This is a genomic window from Kribbella sp. NBC_00662, assembly GCF_041430295.1.
Taxonomy (GTDB): Bacteria; Actinomycetota; Actinomycetes; order Propionibacteriales; family Kribbellaceae; genus Kribbella.
This window is the reverse complement of record NZ_CP109029.1, coordinates 5,947,784-5,966,275: the sequence shown is the minus strand read 5'-3', so window position 1 is coordinate 5,966,275 and position 18,492 is coordinate 5,947,784. Positions and strand designations below refer to the sequence as shown.

Sequence of the window (18,492 nt, the reverse complement as noted above, 5' to 3'; positions counted from 1 at the left end):
GAATTCATGAGTAAATGGTTCAAGTACGGCGGCGTTCTGTCCGCCGGAGCTCTTGTCGCCGGGATGCTGGCGAGCGGGACGGCGGCGGCACAGCCCGCCAGCACCCCGAGCGAATGTCTGCTGAATCTCGGCTCGGTGACCGCCGGCGGGGATCATCGGATGCAGACCATCCAGGCCGAAGGCGCTGTCGTCGACAACCGGATCGTTGCCAAGGACATCTATCCGGACGGGCAGGTCCGGCTGAGCGCGACGGTCCGGTACGGGCCGGCCGAGGTCGGCGGGACGGCTCATCAGGGTCCGGTCATCATGGGGTCGACGATGTACGACACCAGTTACCTGACGGCCGACGGCACCGGCGCGGTCTCGCAGAAGAAGGTCACCCGGGTCGGGCCGGGCTGGCAGGTGTACCGCAGTCTCGACCGGTCGACGTACGTCACCGCCACCAAGCAGCGGGACACGGAGTACTCGCTGCACACCGACGGCACGCTCTACCGCCGCAACGTCACCTACAAGGACGGCGTACCGAGCCGGCAGATCACCGGGTGGCAGTCCGGGTACCGCGGGGTGAAGGCGATGACCCTGATCAGCCAGACGGCGACGTACGACACGTTCCTGATGACGCTGACGTCCGGCAAGCTCTACACGGCGCGCTTGCCGCTGGCCGGTGGGCACATCATCCCGGGCGTCGTGAAGCAGGTACGGGGCTCGACCTGGCAAGGGTTCGAATCGCTGGTGGCGGCCGCGTGCGGGAACGGCGTTCTGCTCCTCGGCATCGACAAGGACACCAAGTCGGCGTACTTGTACTCGGTCGGGCACGCGAACGGCGCCGCGACCACGATCAGGATGATCCGCAAGGTGCCGGGAACCTTTGGCGACCCGGTCTACTTCCACTGGCAGCTGTTCAGCGGCGAGCGGCTGGCCGGCGACTAAGGCCAGGACTTGGCGAGTAAGGCTCTGGTGTCGGCCAGGAGCTGTGGGAGGACCTTGGTGCCGGCGATCACGGGCATGAAGTTCATGTCGCCGGACCATCTCGGGACGACGTGCTGGTGCAGGTGCGCTGCGATGCCTGCACCAGCACTCTCGCCCTGATTCATGCCGATGTTGAAGCCCTGGGCACCCGAGACCGTGCGGACCGCATGCATCGCCTGCCGGGTCAGCTCGGCGACGTCGGTGACCTCCTCGGCGGTCAGCTCGGTGTAGTCGGCCACGTGCCGGTAGGGCACGACCATCAGGTGGCCCGGGTTGTACGGGTACAGGTTGAGGACGGCGTACGCCGCATCGCCGCGGTGCACGATCAGCGCGTCCGCGTCGGGCAGGCTGGGCAACCGGCAGAACGGGCAACCCGAGCCGGCCTCGGAGCTGGTTGGCTTGTTCTCACCCTCGATGTAGGCCATCCGATGCGGCGTCCACAGCCGCATGAACTCGTCAGGCTCCCCGACCCCGTCCTGCCGCACCAGCTCCTCGGGCTGGTACGGCGAGGCGGGGTGGTCCGGCGTCATACCTGGACGCGCTTCTTGACGGCCTCGACGATCTCGGCCACCGCGTCGGCGATCGGTACGCCGTTCTTCTGCTCGCCGTCGCGGTAGCGGAAGGAGACCGAGCCCGCGGCCATGTCGTCGTCGCCGGCGATCAGCATGTACGGCACCTTGGACTTCTGGGCGTTGCGGATCTTCTTCTGCATCCGGTCGTCGGACGCGTCGATCTCGACCCGGATGCCCTGTGCCTTCAGCTGCTTGGCGACCTCGAACAGGTAGTCGACATGCCCGTCGGTGATCGGGATGCCGATGACCTGGACCGGGGCGAGCCACGGAGGGAAGGCGCCGGCGTAGTGCTCGGTCAGGACCGCGACAAACCGCTCGATCGAGCCGAACAGCGCCCGGTGGATCATCACCGGCCGCTGTCGCGAGCCGTCCGGAGCCGTGTACTCCAGCTCGAACCGCTCGGGCAGGTTGAAGTCCAGCTGGATCGTCGACATCTGCCAGGTCCGGCCGATCGCGTCCTTGGCCTGGACCGAGATCTTCGGGCCGTAGAACGCGGCGCCGCCCGGGTCCGGGACCAGCTCGAGACCGGAGCCCTCGGCAACTTCCCGGAGCGTCTCGGTGGCCTCTTCCCAGACCTCGTCGGAGCCGACGAACTTGTCCGGGTTCTTCGTGGACAGCTCGAGGTAGAAGTCGTCCAGGCCGTAGTCGGCGAGCAGGCCGAGCACGAACGTCAGCAGGTTGCGCAACTCGTCGCGCATCTGCTCACGCGTGCAGTAGATGTGTGCATCGTCCTGGGTGAAGCCGCGGGCGCGGGTCATGCCGTGCACGACGCCGGACTTCTCCAGCCGGTACACCGTGCCGAACTCGAACAGCCGCAGCGGCAGCTCGCGGTACGACCGGCCGCGGGCGGCGAAGATCAGGTTGTGCATCGGGCAGTTCATCGGCTTCAGGTAGTAGTCCTGGCCCTGCTTGCGGATCTGCCCGTCCGCGCCGCGCTCCTCGTCCAGGTGCATCGGCGGATACATGCCGTCGGCGTACCAGTCGAGGTGGCCGGAGGTCTCGAAGAGCTGAGCCTTGGTGATGTGCGGCGAGTAGACGAACTCGTAGTCGTCCTCGACGTGCCGCTGGCGGGAGTAGTCCTCCATCACCTTCCGCAGCACGCCGCCCTTGGGGTGGAACACCGCGAGCCCCGAGCCGATCTCGTCCGGGAAGCTGAACAGGTCGAGCTCGGTGCCGAGCTTGCGGTGGTCGCGCTTGGCGGCCTCCTCCAGCCGGTTCAGGTACGCCTTCAGCTCGTCGCGGGACTCCCACGCCGTGCCGTAGATGCGCTGCAGCTGCGGGTTCTTCTCGCTTCCCCGCCAGTACGCCGCCGCGGTACGCATCAGCTTGAAGTTGCCGAGGTAGCCCGTGGCGGGGACGTGCGGGCCGCGGCACAGATCCTTCCAGGCGACGCTGTCGTCACGCCGGACGTTGTCGTAGATCGTCAGCTCGCCGCCGCCGACCTCGACACTCGCGCCCTCGGCGGCGTCGGCCGCGGAACCCTTGATGCCGATCAGCTCGAGCTTGTACGGCTCGGTCGCGAGCTCCTCGCGGGCGTCCTCGTCGGTGACCACCCGGCGGCTGAACCGCTGCCGCTCCTTGATGATCTGCTGCATCTTCTTCTCGAGCTTGGTCAGATCTTCCGGCGTGAACGGCGTCGGCACGTCGAAGTCGTAGTAGAACCCGTTCTCCACCGGCGGGCCGATGCCGAGCTTGGCCTCCGGGAAAAGGTCCTGCACCGCCTGCGCGAGGACGTGGGCCGTCGAGTGCCGGATGATCGCGCGGCCGTCCTCGGAGGCTGCCTTGACCGGCTCGATCTCGTCGCCGTCGGCGACCACCCGGGACAGGTCGCGCAGCTCACCGTTGACGCGGGCGGCGATGGCGGAGCGGTCCTGACCGAAGATCTCGGCGAACAGCTCCCCGATCGTCGTCGTCTCGGTCACACTCCGCTCAGCCTCGCCCTCGACGCCGACCAGATGGACCTTGACTTCCGACACAGTGCACTCCTTGGTTGCATGCGCCCGGCCGATTGCCGGTCACGCCACAGATGGTATCGACTGACCTGACGAAAGTAGGGGCCGGGACCAGCCGGTCGTCCGATGTGCCGAGGGTGCCTCGCTTCCTAGGTTCTTCGGTATGACCGACGCCATCCTGCACTTCGCCGACGAGCTGACGTCCTCGTGGTGGATCTACCTGGCGCTGTGGGGTTTCGCGGCGCTGGACGGCTTCTTCCCGGCGATCCCGAGCGAGACGCTGGTCGTGACGGCCGGAGTGTTCGCTGCTTCGACCGGCGAGCCCAACCTGTACGCCGTGATCGTGGTCGCGGCGATCGGAGCGTTCATCGGCGACCACGTCTCGTACGCCCTCGGCCGCGGCGCCGGTGGACGGCTCCTCGACCGGGTGAAGCCGGGGACCAAGCGGCATGCCGCAGTGCTCTGGGCTCGGCGCTCACTGGCCGAGCGAGGCGGACTGGTCCTCGTGGTCGGCCGCTACGTCCCCGGCGGCCGTACTGCGGTCACCCTGACGATGGGCTCGGTCCGGTACCCGCTCCGCAGCTTCACCCCGTTCGCCGCGCTCGCCGCGATCAGCTGGGGCGCCTACTGCACCCTGGTCGGCTTCATCGGTGGCAAAGCCTTCGAGGACAACCCACTGAAGGGCGTCGTCCTCGGAATCGGCCTGGCACTCCTGGTGACGCTGATCGTCGAGCTGATCCGGCACCGGCTCCGCAAGCCTCAACCTCAAGTCGAGCCTGAGCCTGAGCTCGCCGATCGATGAACCGTTCGCCTGCCAGAGTTTGTGGTCGTGCCCACAATTCTGCGCAGCACGAAAGTCCTCGTCGCCACCGCCTTCGGCGTCGCTCTGATCGTCGTCGCCGCTGTCCTGGTGATCCACAACCGCTCCAGCCAGAGCGGGCCGGTCGCGCAGTACGTCGTGCCGGACACGGCCGGAACGGCGACCGGCCAGGCACACGTGCTGACGGAGGCTCTGCGGAAGCGCGGGTTGGTGTGCTCGGACCTGTACCCGGACCACAAGCCGCTCCTGGTCCGCGGCTGCTATCGCAAGGATTCGACCCACGACGTGGAGGCGGGCCTTCGCTGCCCTGCCGGACGGTCAGCTGGGCTCGGCGAGCTTCAGCATCCACTACCAAGACCCGGCTGACGACGAGCGAGCCAAGCCGGACCTCAAGGCGATCGTCGGCGATTTCGCTGCGGCCAGTGCCGCCGGCGAGCTGACCGACCTGCTGGGCAAGAACGGTCAGCATTCGATCGCGTGGGGGTCGGTGAGCGTGCGGAGCGCCGAGCTCGAAGGCTCCGGCGGGATGGAGGTGGAGCGCAAGGGCTGGAAGTGGCCGAACCTCCCCGACGACACCTTTGCCGGAACCTCCGAGCAGGTTGCGCGAGCGGTCGTCGCAGACGGGTTCACCTGTACCAGCGGCGGCCGAGGCGTACAGAACTGCGACAAGGGCTCGGACCTCGTGACAGCGATCAGCGGCGCCGACGGAATCCACACGATCGGTATCCGGGCCGGCTCCTGGACAGCGGCTCGGACCCTCCAGGAGCACATCTTCGCTGAGCTGGCCGGCGACGGTCCACCGATCGGCGACCGGAAGCCGGAGGCCACCCAGTGGTTCGCCGCCGGTGAGGCTGCTGGAGCGCGCGCGTACGTCGCCGGACTCCAGGTCTGCCAGGCCAGGTACAGCAGCAGCACCGTGTTTGCGATCAGTGCGCTGGTGCCGTTCGGAGACACAGATTGCTGATCTGGCGGCGCGCGGCTGCCAGGGACCGAGCGGCGCTCGTGAGCTGACACGGCAGCGGCGGGTGGTGTCGGCATTCCTCGACGCCGCTCGAGCCGGTGATCTTCCGGCGATCCTGGACCTCGCCATCACCTTCACCAGCGGAGGCGGACCGGATCACGTCGTACGACGTGGTTGCCGATCCGGACCGCCTCGGCCGGTTGAGTCTTGCTGTGCTCAGCGCGGAGCGTTGAGCGCGATCGTCACCTGCTCCGACACCCGGGCCGCCAGCTCCAGGGCGGCGCGCCGGGTGGCGGGCTGCAGCGCGGAGTGGTCCAGGGGGCCTTCGGCCGCGATGTGCATGTCGGTCGGGATGTCGACGACGGCGGCTGCGCGCGACTCGAAGTACGGGCGGAGCTGCTTCTCGACCTCCTTGTTGACGTCGCCGGGGCCGTTCGAGACCGCGATGACCGCGCGCCGGATCAGCCGCTGCGCCTCGGGGCCCTGGTTGTCGAGCTCCTCGAGCATCTGCACGGCGGCCGCGCAGGACAGGCTCTTCCACTTGATCGGGATGACGAGGGCGTCGGCCGCCTTCATCGCCTCGCGCCAGTTGCTGGAGCCCTCGTTGTTCCCGGTGTCGATCACGAGCACCTTGTAGAACCGGCTGAGCAGCCGGTGGATCAGGTCGAAGTCGTTCGCCTCGATCTGCGCGTACGTCGTGGTCGCCGACGTCAGCACGTCGTACTGACCGGACACCTGGTGGCGCAGGTACGCCGCGACGTCGCCGAGCCGGGCGTCCGGCTGGGTCAGCATCGGCATCGCCTGCAGCATGTCGGTCACGGTGGACCGGGAGTTCGTGTCGTGGGTGCGCAGGTGCATGTTGCCGCGCAGCTCGTTGTTGTCCCACGCCACGACGCCGCCACCACGGGCCTGACCGAGCGCGCCGGACAGCAACAGCGTGGTCGGCGTCTTGCCGGAGCCGCCCTTCGGGTTGGCGACGACGATCGTCACCGGACGCCGGAATGCTGTGGCGGCAGTCGCACGCGCGATCCGCTCGGAACGCTCAGAGCTACCGGGACGCAGCTTCAGCATGCTTCGGACGCCACGCTCGGCCGGGGCTTCCCGCGGTAGCGGCAGGGCCTGGATCAGGTCGTCGGTGCGGAAGGACAGGTTCTGCGGCGGCTGCTGAGGCTGCTGGCCGGGGATGCCCTGCGGGAAGAAGTGCTGCGCCGCAGGGGACAGCGGCTGACCGCCCTGACCCCCGGGACCGCGCTGCGGGCCGGGCTGTCCGGGCTGTCCGGGTTGGCCGGGTTGGCCAGGTTGGCCGGCCTGGGGCTGCCCAGCGGCGCCGGAACCCGAGCCGTGGAAGGAAGAACCGCCGAAGACCGGGCTGCTCGGGCCGGCCGGAGTCTGGTCCGGGCTCGCGGCCGACGGCTCGGCCGCGTCGGTTGTGTGCGGCTCGACGACAGGCTCCTCGTCGAACTCCTCCGGCTGCGTCCACGACGCCGCGGCGGACTCGGCGACCGGCTGCGTCCAGGACGGGGCCGGCGGGGTCGCCTGCGGCTGGGTCCACGGCGCGGGCTGGTCGACAGGCTCGTCGGCGGGTGTGGACCAGGAGTCGCCGGGATAGTCCTGGGACAGAGCGTCGGGCTGCTGTTCGTCCTTGTCCTCGGACGGCTCGGTCTCGTTAGGGTCCGGCTGGGTCCAGGAGGGGGTCGGCTGCCACATTCTCCGGACCTCGGCCGCCGCCGCTTCCCGGTCCTTGTGCTGTCCGGAGTTGTGCGAGTCGGTCACGACCTGGATCCCCGATTCTGTGAGGGGGCGGGTGGCCCCTGGAGGCTGCTGGGTTGTCCGGAGGGTGAGGGCTCCGGGAGGCACCACTATCCCATGACCGGGTGTCCTCACCACGTCACCACCCGGAGCGATTGCGTGACCGAGGTCAGGACGTGACCAGTCCGGCCTCATGGGCCACGATCGCGGCCTGGACCCGGTTCTTCACGCCGAGCCGCAGCAGTACCGCACTGACGTAGGCCTTCACCGTCCCCTCGACCAGGTACAACCGGGCGGCGATCTCGGCATTCGACAGCCCGGCACCGACCAGTCCGAGCACGTCCAGCTCCCGTGGACTCAGTACGGCGACCTGTTCCTTGGCCGCCGCGGCCCTCGCCATCACACCGCCACCGGACCCGCCACTCAGCTCGGCGATCACCCGCTGCGCCACCTTCGGCGACAGGTACGCCGCGCCGCCGGCCACTGCCTTCAGTCCGGCGATGAGCTCGCGGGGATCGCCCGACTTCAGCAGGAAGCCGCTCGCACCGTCGCCCAGCGCGCGGGCGATGTAGGCGTCCTCCGAGAACGTGGTGAGGATGACGACCGCCGTACCGGGCACGGCCTTCCGGATCTCTGCGCCCGCGGCCAATCCGTCCATCCGCGGCGTCCGGATATCCAGTACGGCGACGTCCGGCCGATGCCGCCGTACCGCTTCGACGGCCTCGACACCGTCGGCTGCCTCGGCGACGACCTCGATCTCGTCGTCTGTGCCGAGGATCGCGCGTACTCCGGCCCGCACCATCGCCTCGTCGTCGGCGAGCATCACCCTGATCATCCGTTGCCCTCCGGGGTCGGTGCGACGGAGCCGCTCTGGACCACTGCTTTGGCGACCAGTGCGCCGTCGGCGAAGCACAGGCGATAGACGTAATTGGTGGAGAAGGGAGCGGCCGGACGGTAGTACCGGCAACTCCAGCCGACCGGTGGGACGTATCCCTCCGTCGGTGCGTCGATCATCTGCATCCGCGGGAGCACCTTCGCCACATCGGCCTCGGACTGGCCGACAGAGAGTTCGTCGTACTGCGCGGGTCGCAGGATGGCGCTGTAGCCGGCGACGAGGTAGTAGCCAAGGGCAACCGCACCTACTACTGCCCCGAGCAGCAGCGGTGCGGCGATCGCGGTGACCAGTCCGCGCTGTGCGCTGCGGCGTACCGTGGCTCGCTCGACGGCGGCTGTCGGGGGCTCTGGTCGACCACCGGCTCGGGGCATGGTCGCAGTGACTGCAAAGCCACCACCTGCTCGCGGACCGGCTGTCAGCGATCCACCGGCGAGTCGGACTCGCTCTCGCAGGCCGTCCAGTCCTCGCCCGCCCGATGGTGCAGCGACCGGCCTGACAGGTCCGGAGTCTGCGACCTCCACGCGTACGTCGTACTCCCCTGTGCTGACGCTGACTGTTACGGATGCTCCGGGTGCGTGTTTGCTCGCGTTCGTCAACGACTCCTGGACCACGCGGTGCACTGCGCGATCCACCATCGGTGCCAGCTCGCCGTCGACGTCCTCGGTCAGTTGGACCGACAGTCCGGAGGCTGCGGCGCGCTCCACCAGCGCCTGCACGGTTTCGTCGTGCGGCATCGTCGGTGCGTCCTGGTCACGCAGTACGCCGACGATTTCGCCGAGCCGCTCGGTCGCAGTGGCTGCTGACTCCCGCAACTCCCCCGCCGCCCGCCGGTGCTCGTCGGGCAGCGACGGGTCGAGCTCGAGCGCCGCGGCGCGCAGTGCGATCAGGCTGAGCTCGTGGCCGACCGAATCGTGCATGTCCTCGGCGATCCGCGACCGCTCGCGCAGCCGCTCCTGGTCGATCTCCATCTGCTGCTCGCGCTCGATCCGCTCGGCGCGCTCCCAGCCGGCCGTTGCGAGGAGTGCCTGCTGCGCGCGGTACCGGCCGATCAGCCAGGGCAGTACGACGAGCAGCAGGGCGAGCAGGAGCATCACCAGCCAGGTCAGAACGGATTCGGTTGCCTGCTGTCCCCGGCGTACGGCCAAAGCGAGGATGAGCATGCCGAGGAACGACCAGCTGCACAGCAGGACGAAGTGCTTGAGTTGTGTCTCGCGCCGACCGGCCAGGTAGCTCAGCAGGCTGATCGCCGGTACGAGTGCGATCTGCACGCCATTCGTCGTGCCGAGCGCGAGAGCCAGGATGACGATCTCTGTCCACGCCACCACGGCCAACGCGGCCAGTGGCCATCTGCGCCGGCCGTAGACGGCAAACGCCAGTACGGCGATGCACGCGGCACGGAACCAGTACGGATCGTTCCGGGCGCCGCTCTCGGCGAGCACGAGGAAGCTCAGCGCGGCCCACAGACCCACGTCCCCCAGGCGCCGCCACTTCATGCCGTAGACGCTACACAGTCGCGGGAAGCCCGACCTACTGCCGAAAGTCAGGTGCTGCCTCGACGATCTCGAACGGGACCAGCGAGAGGTTCGGCACCGTCTCGCCGCGGAGCTGGGCGAGCAGCAGGTCGACGGCACGACGTCCCATCTCGGTCTGGTTCTGCCGGATGTGCAGGTACGGCGGTCCGCCGATCGAGTCTCCTGGTGAGTCGAAGCAGGCGACGACCCGGTCGCCCAGGACTCGGTCGACCATCCGGGCCAGGTTGTACTCACAGGCGAAGTACGCCGTCACCTGGGGCATGCGGTCGCGGAAGGCGCGGATGACGTCCAGGTCGGCCCGCACGCTTTCGGTCGTCGTCGAGCCGGGCAGCGTGCTGCGCAGATCGGTCAGCTCGTACGCATGCCCGTGGCCGGTGAATGCCGCGCGAAAGCCTTCCAGCCGGTCCTCGATGGAGGACGTGTTCACTGGCGGTGGTGACACGAAGGCAATGTGTTCATGACCCTGGTCGAGCAGACGAGTGGTGAGCGCGCAAGCGGCTGCCACGTTGTCCGTATGTACGGCGGCCACCGGGATGCCGGCCAGGTGCCGGTCCACGAGGACCACCGGGAACCCGTCGAGGACCTGCCGGAGCAGACTGGCGTTGTAGAAGTCGCCGTGCACCGGGAACACGATCAGACCGTCCACAGTGGCGACGAGCGAGTCGACCGCCTTCTCCTCGTCGGACTGGCGCCCGTGGGTACGCCGTACGACCAGGTGGGCGTTGTACTCCGCGCAGCGCTCCTCGATCGCGTTGAGCAGGTCCAGCCCGTACGCCTCGGACATGTCCGGGACGATGAGCGCGATCGAACGGGCCTCCCGCCGCGGGGTCGGACGCAGCGGGACGGTCAGATCGGTGAGGTCGGGCAGTCGCCGTACGACGAAGGTGCCCTTGCCGCGGATGCGCTCCACCAGACCGGCCTCACGCAGTACCTCCAGAGCGCGCTTGGAGGTGATCCGGCTGACCCCGAACTGGGCCGCCAGCTCCATCTCCGAGGGCACCCGGTCGCCCGGCCGGAGGGCGCCGCGGCGGAGTTGCTCCAGGACGTGAGCGCAGATCCGCTCGTACAGCAGTGCCACCTGCGTGTCTCCTCGCCCGTTGTCCGGTTGACATATCCAATCATCCAGGACTGTCGGTAGCCCATGGCAACCTGCGGGGATGGACATCACCGGGAAGGTCGCAATAGTTACCGGAGCCGCGGCCATCCTGGATTGCTGGCGGGGACCCTCTCCGGCTGACAACATGCGGCCATGACCCGACCTCCGGTGCATCCGTTCGCTGCACGACCCGTGGTCGGCGTGGCGTTGCTTGTTGGTGTCGTGCTGACTGTGCTGTCCGGGCGGTACGGCTATCACCGCGACGAGCTGTACTTCATGGTCGCCGGGCGGCACCTCAGCTGGGGGTACATCGACCAGCCGCCGCTGACGCCGTTGATCGCCCGCATCTCGACCACGATCTTCGGCGACACCGTGATGGGCCTGCGCGTGCTGTCGACGCTCAGCAGCGTCGCGACGATCATCGTGATCGCGCTGCTGGCCCGCGAGTTCGGTAGCGCTCGACGCGGACAGGTGCTCGCCGCGATCTGCGCAGCCGTCTCCGGGTTCGTGCTCGGCGTCGGGCACATGGTGTCCACAGCGACGTACGACCTGCTCGCCTGGATGCTGATCGGGCTGTTCGCGGTGAAACTGCTGCGCACGGGCGACGGCCGCTGGTGGCTCGCGCTCGGGCTGACGGCCGGGATCGCCTTGGAGAACAAGTACCTCGTGGTGCTGCCGGTCGGCGCGCTGCTCGTCTCGGTCCTGCTCGTCGGACCACGCAGCGTGCTGCGCTCGTGGTGGCTGCTCGCGGGCGTCGCCATCGCCGGGGTGATCGCTCTGCCGAACGTGGTGTGGCAGTTCCAGCACGGCTGGCCGCAGCTCACCGTCGCGGGCGGCATCAGCGAGGACGACGGCACCGAGAACCGGATCACGTTCATCCCACTGCAGATTCTGCTGCTGTCGCCGTTCCTGGTTCCGATCTGGGTGGCCGGATTCCTCCGCTTGTGGCGGAAGCTCCCATGGGCCCGCTCCATCGCGCTCGCCTACCCAGTGCTGTGCGTGGCAGTCCTGGTCGCCGGCGGCAAGTCGTACTACGCGTTGCCTCTCCTGCTCATCCTCGTAGCGGCCGGTTGCGAGCCGACGCTGCGATGGATCGACCGGCACCGGATCCAGGCCGTCATCGCGCTGGTACTCACAGCGCTGACCTCGGCCGTCTTCACGCTGCCGGTGCTGCCCGCATCAGCAGCCGACTTCGTCATCCCGGTGAACAAGGAGCAGGGCGAACAGATCGGCTGGCCGGCCTTCGTCGCCTCGGTCGCGACCGCGTGGGGACAGATCCCGCCCGCGGAGCGCTCGACCGCGACGATCTTCACCGGCAACTACGGCGAGGCCGGCGCCCTCCGGCGGTACGGGCCCTCGCACGGTCTGCCCATTGCCTACTCCGGCCACATGAGCTTCGCCGACTGGGAACGCCCACCGGACACGAACAGCGGGCCGGTGCTGCTCGTCGGTATCGTGCCGACGCCGGAGTTCCGGGACTGCAGGCAGGTCGGGACGATCCACGCGATCGTCTCGAACGACGAGGACGGCGCCACCCTGTTCCTGTGCGAAGCGCCCGCGGAGCCATGGTCCACCCTGTGGCCGAAGCTCCGCAGGTTCTACTGATGCTGGTCGATGTACCTGCCGGCCTCATCTTCCTTCGCGACGATCGCCTGGGCCGGCGCTGGCACGTCAACCTGCCCGCGTTCCGCCTGGCACGCTACCCGGTGACTGTGGACGACGTACCGCTCACCGGCGTCAGCTGGTACGACGCCGTTGCCCTCTGCAACCAGATGTCCGTCGATGCGGGGCTCCCGGTCGCCTACGAGATCTCCGGCTTGTCGGTGAGCTGCGATTGGGACTCTCCGGGGTATCGACTGCCGACGGAGGCCGAGTGGCAATGGGCGTGTACGGCGGGCGTACCGGCGTACCGCTATGGGGAGCTCGACGAGATCGCCTGGTACGCGGAGAACTCCGGCGGGCGGCCGCATGCCGTAGGCGAGAAGGCTGCCAACGCGTGGGGACTGCACGACATGCTCGGGAACGTGTGGGAGTGGTGCTGGGACCTCTACGATCCCGACACCTACGGCCAGTACCGCATCTTCCGGGGCGGCGGCTTCGCCGATCCAGAACGCTCGGTCGGCTCGACGGTCCGCCGCCGGTCACACCCGACGTTCGCCATCGAGGACCTCGGCTTCCGCGTCGCGCAGTCTGTTATGGCCTGAGCGCGAGTTTGCCGACGGTGACGCCGGCCTCGAGTTCGGCGAGCACCTTCGGACCGTCGGCCAGGTCGTAGACGGTCGGCTTGCCGGGCGGGTACACGCCCGCGTCGATCAGCCTGCCCAACTCGGTCATCACATCGGCGAACAGGTCCGGCGCGTACTGGATAAAGGTGGTGAGGTGATGACCGATCACCTGCACCGGATGCTTGAAGTTCAACTCCCAGTTGCTGATCGACGCCTCCCCACCCGCGACCCCGATCACGATGACCTTCCCCGTCACCCGCCGCGCCACCTCCACGCTCCTACGGAACGTTTCACCACCCACGGACTCGAGCACCACGTCGACGCTGCCGTCAGCCACCTCGGTGCCGAGCTCAGCAGTCTCGATCACCCGATCCGCCCCAACCCGCCGTACGACGTCATGCTTGCCAGCCGACGCCGTCGCGATGACCGTCGCCCCGTAGTACTTGGCAATCCGCACCGCAGCCTGCCCAACCCCACCAGCAGCCGCATTGATCAGAACCGTGTCGCCGGCCTTCACCCGCCCCAATGACCGAAGCGCACCAAGCGCAGTAGCCCAGTTCAACACCAGTCCCAACGCCTCTTCATCCGCCCACCCCACCGGCACAGGCACGAAGTCAGTCATCACGATGTACTCCGCAAACGCCCCATACCCCGTCCCGACAACGTGCTCCCCCACACGCACGCCACTCACCCCACGCCCAACCGCAACAACCTCCCCCGCCGCCTCAAACCCAGCCAAGTACGGCACCCGAGGCCCACCCTCATACGTCCCCCGAGCCCGCATCACATCCGCAAAGTTCACCCCCGCAGCCCCCACCCGCACCAACACTTCCCCACGTCCAGCCACCGGCACCGGCACATCCACCAGCCGCATCTCCCCCGCCCCACCCCAAGCCCCCTGCTCCAAAGCCCGCACAAGCCACCCCTCCCTCAATTGTGTTCGACCCAAACCGTACATCAGTTCGACGACTCTCAAACACAATCTCAAACGGATGGCCCTGAACCCAACCCAAGCCGGCGGCCTAACCGCCCAACCCAGCCAAAGCCGGTGAGCCAACCGCCCAACCCAACCCAAGCCGGGGAGCGAACTACCGAACCCAACCCATGCCAAACCGCCGAGCGAAGCGAAGGCCCCAGGGGGTGCGGGTGGCGAAGCCCCCGCAACGCGGCAAGCGAAGCGCAGCCGCACAAATGACGAAGGCGAGGCGGTCAGCGCAGGAACTGCGCGACACACCTCGCCTCTCGCCTTCGTGGACGATACTGGGATCGAACCAGTGACCTCTTCCGTGTCAGGGAAGCGCGCTACCGCTGCGCCAATCGTCCGAAATCCCTCAGTTTGACCTGAGGTTCTCGAGGTGGAGACGGGATTCGAACCCGTGTACACGGCTTTGCAGGCCGTTGCCTCGCCTCTCGGCCACTCCACCACTGAGTAAGCTGGCATTGAGAAAGCTGGCACTGAGAAGTTGGCCCGCCGAACCCTCTCCGAGCGGACGACCGGGTTCGAACCGGCGACCTCAACCTTGGCAAGGTTGCGCTCTACCAACTGAGCTACGTCCGCAGTGCGACCGGATTCGAGTGTCCCCGGCGCGAAAAGAACATTAGCCCATCCCGGGCCGACTTCAAAAATCGGGGTCCGCCGGCAGGTCGACGTACGGTCATCGGCTGGTCACCTCGCAGTACCGGATCCCCTGCGCACTAAGGTGTTGCGCGGAAGGAGCACCACATGCGTATCTGGCTCAACGGCGCCTTGCTGGACGACGAGGCGACGGTCTCGCCGCTCGACCACGGGCTGACCACCGGCGACGGCGTCTTCGAGACGATCAAGATCGAGAACGGCCGGCCGTTCGCCGTACGACGGCATCTCGAGCGACTCGTCCGGTCGGCGGTCGGGCTCGGCCTGCCGACGCCGGATGTCGCCGCGATCGAGGCCGGCATCGAGGCTGTGGTCGAGCCCGGGATGTCGTTCGGGCGGCTGCGGATCACGTACACGGGTGGTGTCTCACCGTTGTCGTCCGATCGCGGTACGTCCGGGCCGACGATCCTGGTCGCGACCCAGGAGATCAAGCGGCCGTCCGCGACGTCGGCGATCGTCACGGTCCCGTGGATCCGCAACGAACGCAGCGCGGTCGCCGGCCTGAAGACGACGTCGTACGCCGAGAACGTCCGCGCGCTCGCCTACGCGAAGGAACGCGGCGGCAGCGAGGCGATCTTCGCCAACACGATCGGCAACCTTGCCGAGGGCACCGGCTCGAACATCTTCTGCGTGTACGACGGTGAGCTGGTCACGCCGACGCTCGAGTCGGGCGCGCTCGCGGGCGTGACGCGGGGCCTGGTCCTGGAATGGTTCGGCGGCGTCGAGCGCGACGTACCGCTGGAGCAGCTGTTCGAGGCGGAGGAGATCTTCCTCACATCCACGACTCGCGACATCCAGGGCATCCACCGCGTCGACGACCGAGAGCTGACCGCTCCGGGCACGATCACCGCGCAGGTGGCGAAGATCTTCGCCGACCGCTCGGCCGGCGAACCCAACCCGTAACGAGAGCGGGGAGGATCTTGGTAGATCCTCCCCGACTCGTGGTCACTCTCCCGAGGCCTTGCGGCGCTCGCGGTAGGCCGCCACGTGCAAACGGTTGCCACACGTGCGGGCGTCGCAGTACCGCTTGGAGCGGTTCCGCGACAGGTCGATGAGGGCGTCGTCGCAGTCCGGCGCCTCGCAGCGGCGGAGGCGTTCGCGTTCGCCGGCGGAGATCACCTGAGCAAGCGCGATCCCGCACTCCACCGTGATCCGGCAGGCCAGCGACGCGCCGGCGCGGGAGTAGTGGATGTGCCACGGGTGCCCGTCGTGGTTGGTGAGCCGCGGAGTCGACGTACCGCGGGCGATGATCGCGTTGATCATCGTCGCCGCGGACGCGTCGGAGTCCGTGGTGAACACCGGCGCGAACAGCGGCCGCAGATCGCGAACCTCGGCCAGGTCCTTCTCCGTCAACGTGTCGACCGCGCTGAACTCCCGCTCCTGGACGAACTTCTCCAGTTCCTCGAGCGTCTCCAGCGAGTCGACCTGGCTGTTCGGTCCGGGCATGGTGTTGACGAGCCGGACCAGCGTGCCGAGCGCCTGCTCGGTGTCGTGCGAGAAAGTCACAATCACGTCTCCAACGGGACGGGATCTCCGTCCTGCAGCAAGAGTAGCCCGGCCCGATTAGATCGTCGCTGCAATGATGCGCTAAGGTTTCACCCGCACCACCCCACAAGAAACACCAGCACCACCATCCGGGCGATTGGCGCAGTGGTAGCGCGCTTCGTTCACACCGAAGAGGTCACTGGTTCGAACCCAGTATCGCCCACCCGAAGTACGTGCAGGTCAGAGCGGGAACCCAGCACCAGCCGGGTCCCCGCTCTTCTCGTTTCAGCCCTCGTCAGGCAGCGAAAAGCAGCAAGAGCGCCTAGAACCCGCTCCTGAGAGCCTCCCTGGACGTGCGTGTAGATCATCAGCGTCGTCGTCGGCCGCTCGTGCCCCATCACCCGCTGTACGTCGGGAACCGGCACACCCGAGGTGATCAGCCACGACGCGTAGGAGTGCCGTAGGTCGTGGAACCGCAGCCCGCCATCGGCGTGGCGTGACACCGCCTTCACTGCCTGCGCCTTGGTCTCGAACAACTCGGTCTCATCCCCGCCCGGGGTCGGCCAAGTACCACGGAACTTGTCGCCGTCAGCTGCGACCCAGCCGAGCAGTCCGGCCCGGACGAGCGACGGACGCCAGATGCGCGCCCGGAACAGCGTCCGGCGCAACGGGGTGCCCGCCTCGTTAATGAACACCTCCCCGGCCCGGCCGGTGCCGTACAGCTCGCGGTACTCCCCCAGGAGCCGCGCCACCATTGGCGGCACCGGCACGACTCGGCGGACGAGTCGGGCACAGGACAAGACTTTGTCGGAGCATTCCGATGGGACCCGGATCGTAGGGCACCTACTGACCTTCGGCGAGCTCTTAGAGCACTGGTGGGCCAAGACACCGGCTGACGCTCCGGACACGCAAACGCTTGATCTCTGCCCAGTCAATCCAGAGCTACGCCCGCGCTGCGATCGATGCGACCATAGCTCTCGTGGCGAACGAAGGTGAGAAGGCGGAGGCCGAGACGCCCCCGAAATCGTGTCCAACTCCGACGGCGCACAAGCGGCTAGAGGAGGTGCACCATTTTTGGCATGAATGCCTCAACCACTATCAATCCCCTCGCTTCTTTCGAACAAACTTGAATGCCTGCATCCAGGCCTTGAGGAACGTGACATTCGTTCTGCAGAAAGAGAAGCGACTAATATCGGACTTTGACGACTGGTATCCGGTATGGCAGGCCAAGATGGCGGCCGATCCCGTTATGAAATGGGTCGTGTCTTCTCGCAACAGAATCGTGAAGGCTGGAGATCTGGAAACGAACTCAGTTCTCCGAGCCTCGATTGTTGCCTTTTATGAGGATGCCGCCTCGGCTGTCGAGGAGGATTTAGCATCTCTTTCGGGCAATCACCCGAAGTTCACCGTCGCCGCACCTGTTCGTTCGTCCCTCGATGAGATCCTGGCAAAATTCAAATCAATCGCATTACCTCCTGCAATTCTTGACGATGCAACATTGGTTATAGAACGGCGTTGGGAGGATTCGGCGCTTCCTGGACGCGAGCTGCTGGATGCCCTAGCCCATGCATACGGCGTTCTTAGCGAGCTGCTCGCTGACGCACACGAACGGGCAGGGATCAAGCACGGGGTAGCTGTAAAACACGGTCACGAAGTAGTGGAGTTTGAGAGCAAATACCAACACGGACGCCTGCCGTGCATGCTGACAACTCGCAGCAGCAGAACTCTGAGCATAGAGCTGAGCGATATCCCGGGATCCAAGGGTCCGTCGAGCTGGTCCGGCATTCCAGAACCACCCGACGTCGATCAGCTCCCTAAACGCCGCGCTAAGCGCATGCAGGAACTCGCTAGCAACTGGGGACCTGCGGAATCCCTCCTTGATCTGGTTCCTCGGTATACCGAAATCGCTACGGAGATCCTCAAATCTGGCGAAGAGCACGGCTGGTTCGTCTTCTATTTTCGCGGCAAGATGGGAATGGGAACGAAGGTCCTCGCAGCGAAGAATCGGGCTGGCAAACGTGAACTCGCACTAGAGATTGCCGAAGATGTACTTATAAATGAATTCGACGGACTGATTATGATAGGTGAGGTCTGGTGGGCTCCCATCACACCGGACGAGCACGGGGTCCCCATCGCCGCGACTCTGCACCCGGAGCGTCAGGAGGCCCTGATGATTCACGCGGAACAGTCGGACGGGTCAATGCGTGCCATCATCCTGCCGTTCTCTCGGCGCTGGCGGAGAGTCAAGATCGGCGAGCCCATTGAGGAGTCCGGCGCGCACTACGTGTTCATGGAGCCTGTACGGGCAGTCTGGCGGAGTTGGAACGCCAACACGTCGCCTACGGATAGCGACACCGAGGACGTCCAGGAGGGTTCGAGTTAGGCAGCGAGAAGGCAGCAAGCCCGAAGACACGCCCAGGCCACGAGAACGCCGCGCGCGACTGCGACCGGACCCCAAGGACGCCAATAAACAGTGCGGTACGGCGGATCCGCCTTCACACCGAAGAGGTCACTGGTTCGAACCCAGTATCGCCCACCCGGAACCACCCAAGGCCGGTCCCCCAGGGACCGGCCTTTCGTACGCCGCAGCACCCGCACGGACG

The 18,492-nt window shown here is 67.1% G+C and carries 17 protein-coding genes, 4 tRNA genes and 1 pseudogene; 9 read left to right on the top strand and 13 right to left on the bottom strand.

All coding sequences use genetic code 11. The features are described from left to right. The first annotated feature begins 6 nt into the window (after positions 1 to 6). The gene (locus OHA10_RS29610; RefSeq protein WP_371402027.1) at positions 7 to 930 is read left to right on the top strand and encodes a hypothetical protein; all 924 of its coding nucleotides are present in this window, start codon (positions 7 to 9) and stop codon (positions 928 to 930) included. Here OHA10_RS29610 and OHA10_RS29605 read toward each other — a convergent pair. Together OHA10_RS29605 and thrS are read right to left on the bottom strand one after the other, a co-directional pair. Continuing rightward, on the bottom strand, positions 927 to 1,499 hold the full coding sequence (locus OHA10_RS29605) for an HIT domain-containing protein (protein WP_371402026.1): 573 nt from the start codon (positions 1,497 to 1,499) through the stop codon (positions 927 to 929). The genes OHA10_RS29610 and OHA10_RS29605 overlap by 4 nt on opposite strands. Then, positions 1,496 to 3,517, bottom strand: coding sequence for a threonine--tRNA ligase (thrS, locus tag OHA10_RS29600; RefSeq protein WP_371402025.1), 2,022 nt, complete (start codon positions 3,515 to 3,517; stop codon positions 1,496 to 1,498). Before thrS ends, OHA10_RS29605 begins: the two co-directional genes overlap by 4 nt. Before the next feature lie 139 nt (positions 3,518 to 3,656). Between thrS and OHA10_RS29595 the strand changes: the two genes are divergently transcribed. The 3 genes from OHA10_RS29595 to OHA10_RS29585 all read left to right on the top strand — a co-directional run bounded on the left by OHA10_RS29595 (position 3,657) and on the right by OHA10_RS29585 (position 5,277). After that, on the top strand, positions 3,657 to 4,295 hold the full coding sequence (locus OHA10_RS29595) for a DedA family protein (RefSeq protein ID WP_371402024.1): 639 nt from the start codon (positions 3,657 to 3,659) through the stop codon (positions 4,293 to 4,295). 27 nt (positions 4,296 to 4,322) lie between these two features. Next, positions 4,323 to 4,679, top strand: a complete 357-nt coding sequence (locus OHA10_RS29590; RefSeq protein ID WP_371402023.1) for a hypothetical protein — start codon at positions 4,323 to 4,325, stop codon at positions 4,677 to 4,679. Positions 4,680 to 4,800: 121 nt separating this feature from the next. Beyond that, complete coding sequence (locus OHA10_RS29585) at positions 4,801 to 5,277, top strand: hypothetical protein (protein WP_371402022.1); 477 nt, start codon at positions 4,801 to 4,803, stop codon at positions 5,275 to 5,277. 213 nt (positions 5,278 to 5,490) lie between these two features. On the opposite strand, the gene OHA10_RS29580 is transcribed toward OHA10_RS29585, so the two are convergent. The 4 genes from OHA10_RS29580 to OHA10_RS29565 form a co-directional block, all read right to left on the bottom strand. Then, positions 5,491 to 7,047: a chromosome partitioning protein gene (locus tag OHA10_RS29580; protein WP_371402021.1), complete on the bottom strand. Its 1,557-nt coding sequence runs from the start codon at positions 7,045 to 7,047 to the stop codon at positions 5,491 to 5,493. A 145-nt stretch (positions 7,048 to 7,192) separates the two neighbouring features. Next, positions 7,193 to 7,858 (bottom strand): response regulator, encoded by a 666-nt coding sequence (locus tag OHA10_RS29575; RefSeq protein ID WP_371402020.1) that lies wholly within the window; start codon positions 7,856 to 7,858, stop codon positions 7,193 to 7,195. Then, positions 7,855 to 9,411, bottom strand: a complete 1,557-nt coding sequence (locus tag OHA10_RS29570) for a sensor histidine kinase (RefSeq protein ID WP_371402019.1) — start codon at positions 9,409 to 9,411, stop codon at positions 7,855 to 7,857. The genes OHA10_RS29575 and OHA10_RS29570 overlap by 4 nt, the downstream gene beginning before the upstream one ends. 34 nt (positions 9,412 to 9,445) lie before the next feature. Then, a complete protein-coding gene (locus OHA10_RS29565) occupies positions 9,446 to 10,528 on the bottom strand; it encodes a GntR family transcriptional regulator (protein WP_371402018.1) in 1,083 nt (360 codons plus the stop codon). Positions 10,529 to 10,699: 171 nt separating this feature from the next. Here OHA10_RS29565 and OHA10_RS29560 point away from each other — a divergent pair, with 171 nt between their 5' ends. Continuing rightward, positions 10,700 to 12,151 carry an ArnT family glycosyltransferase gene (locus tag OHA10_RS29560; protein ID WP_371402017.1) on the top strand — a complete coding sequence of 484 codons (1,452 nt, stop codon included), beginning with the start codon at positions 10,700 to 10,702 and terminating at the stop codon, positions 12,149 to 12,151. Beyond that, positions 12,151 to 12,750 (top strand): formylglycine-generating enzyme family protein, encoded by a 600-nt coding sequence (locus OHA10_RS29555; RefSeq protein ID WP_371402016.1) that lies wholly within the window; start codon positions 12,151 to 12,153, stop codon positions 12,748 to 12,750. Before OHA10_RS29560 ends, OHA10_RS29555 begins: the two co-directional genes overlap by 1 nt. On the opposite strand, the gene OHA10_RS29550 is transcribed toward OHA10_RS29555, so the two are convergent. The 5 genes and pseudogenes from OHA10_RS29550 to OHA10_RS29530 form a co-directional block, all read right to left on the bottom strand. Then, positions 12,740 to 13,393, bottom strand: a complete 654-nt coding sequence (locus tag OHA10_RS29550; RefSeq protein WP_371408009.1) for a zinc-binding dehydrogenase — start codon at positions 13,391 to 13,393, stop codon at positions 12,740 to 12,742. The two genes, OHA10_RS29555 and OHA10_RS29550, sit on opposite strands and share 11 nt — an antisense overlap. Positions 13,394 to 13,396: 3 nt before the next feature. Continuing rightward, a pseudogene (locus OHA10_RS29545) lies at positions 13,397 to 13,645 on the bottom strand (alcohol dehydrogenase catalytic domain-containing protein); the annotation flags it as partial. Positions 13,646 to 14,022: 377 nt separating this feature from the next. Continuing rightward, positions 14,023 to 14,094: transfer RNA gene (locus tag OHA10_RS29540), tRNA-Val, on the bottom strand. Between the two features lie 30 nt (positions 14,095 to 14,124). Beyond that, positions 14,125 to 14,195 (bottom strand) — tRNA-Cys (locus OHA10_RS29535). Positions 14,196 to 14,256: 61 nt separating this feature from the next. Next, positions 14,257 to 14,329 (bottom strand) — tRNA-Gly (locus OHA10_RS29530). Between the two features lie 165 nt (positions 14,330 to 14,494). Between OHA10_RS29530 and OHA10_RS29525 the strand changes: the two genes are divergently transcribed. Continuing rightward, positions 14,495 to 15,307, top strand: a complete 813-nt coding sequence (locus OHA10_RS29525) for an aminotransferase class IV (protein ID WP_371402015.1) — start codon at positions 14,495 to 14,497, stop codon at positions 15,305 to 15,307. A gap of 42 nt (positions 15,308 to 15,349) precedes the next feature. On the opposite strand, the gene OHA10_RS29520 is transcribed toward OHA10_RS29525, so the two are convergent. Continuing rightward, positions 15,350 to 15,910 carry a CGNR zinc finger domain-containing protein gene (locus tag OHA10_RS29520; protein WP_137255016.1) on the bottom strand — a complete coding sequence of 187 codons (561 nt, stop codon included), beginning with the start codon at positions 15,908 to 15,910 and terminating at the stop codon, positions 15,350 to 15,352. 130 nt (positions 15,911 to 16,040) lie between these two features. Between OHA10_RS29520 and OHA10_RS29515 the strand changes: the two genes are divergently transcribed. Then, positions 16,041 to 16,112, top strand: a tRNA-Val gene (locus OHA10_RS29515). Here OHA10_RS29515 and OHA10_RS29510 read toward each other — a convergent pair. Beyond that, on the bottom strand, positions 16,072 to 16,644 hold the full coding sequence (locus OHA10_RS29510; RefSeq protein WP_371408008.1) for a tyrosine-type recombinase/integrase: 573 nt from the start codon (positions 16,642 to 16,644) through the stop codon (positions 16,072 to 16,074). The two genes, OHA10_RS29515 and OHA10_RS29510, sit on opposite strands and share 41 nt — an antisense overlap. Before the next feature lie 224 nt (positions 16,645 to 16,868). On the opposite strand from OHA10_RS29510, the gene OHA10_RS29505 reads away from it, so the two are divergent. After that, the gene (locus tag OHA10_RS29505) at positions 16,869 to 18,272 is read left to right on the top strand and encodes a hypothetical protein (protein WP_371402014.1); all 1,404 of its coding nucleotides are present in this window, start codon (positions 16,869 to 16,871) and stop codon (positions 18,270 to 18,272) included. Positions 18,273 to 18,492 lie beyond the last annotated feature (220 nt).